Below are 1,044 nucleotides of genomic sequence, written 5' to 3'. Positions count from 1 at the left end.
GTTCATCCATATTTTTTAAGGCATCTCGAACATACTTCTGAGGGGAGGGTGGTACTAAATATATGTTGAATTTATACCCCCAAAGATAGATAATTCCTAAAAATAAAGCACATACTGCCACTAGACCTAATAAAATGCGCTTACCTATTTTCATATTAAATATTCTCCATCAGTTATTTTAATACTATTAAAACATAATTTGAATGGAAAATCATGCAACTTTGGACTGATTGTAAACGATAAATCTAGGAAGTAATTTTGCGCTCTCATATCAACTCAAAGTTTAAAAATTAGACATAATGGGAAGTTATGACTAGTTTTCTATTTTTGGTTAAGTAAATAATAAATATATTAAATACCCGAATTGCTAGTTGATTATTCAGCCATGACCTGATATCCGGTAGAGTATCTTAAAGTCATTGAATTCACGGTTTTAGCTGATTTCAACATTAGAGAATAAGTTAAAATCGTCATCTCTAATTTGACTTGAAAACCATAAGAATAACGACTTTTACAGCGTTCAGCTCCGAGGTTTGTCAGAAAAGAGAATACGCGTTCAATGACTTTTCGACGTTTTGAAAAATTAGGAAAAGTTATGTCCTTTTTCTTCATGTTCATTCTGACGGGTGTAATAAGTTCAATTTCCTTGAGTTCAAGCCTATCTTGAAGCACTTGACCTAAATAGCCCATATCTCCAAGGACTATGGGTGTGCCAAATTGAGACAATACTTCCTCGGCCATTGTACTGTCAGCCATTGAAGCAGGAGTAATTGTGTAGTCTATGACATAGCCTGATTCACTGACTAAAGCATGACATTTACATCCATAGAAGTACTGTCCCTTTGTAGCATTGTAGCCAACATTTGCATAATCTCCAAGAACTTTGCTTCTGAAGTTACGAATAGGCTGACACAAAGGAATGGGGAAGCTGTCAATAATGGATACACTCATTCCTTCAACCTCTTTAAAGACGAGTGCTTGGCGAATGACTTGGATACTCGGTAAGAGGGCATTACAACGGCGGACAAAGCGAGAATATTCTAG

1 protein-coding gene is annotated in these 1,044 nt (G+C 35.6%); it reads right to left on the bottom strand.

Features of this window, described 5'->3' with window-relative positions:
• Positions 1-375: 375 nt before the first annotated feature.
• On the bottom strand, positions 376-1,044 hold a 669-nt coding region (locus tag ABZV40_RS46445; RefSeq protein WP_355456522.1), incomplete at its 5' end, for an IS982 family transposase.

This window comes from Lentzea sp. NPDC004782 (assembly GCF_040609115.1).
Taxonomy (GTDB): Bacteria; Actinomycetota; Actinomycetes; order Mycobacteriales; family Pseudonocardiaceae; genus Lentzea.
The sequence above is the reverse complement of the archived record's forward strand: the minus strand, read 5'-3'. Positions and strand labels throughout refer to the sequence as shown.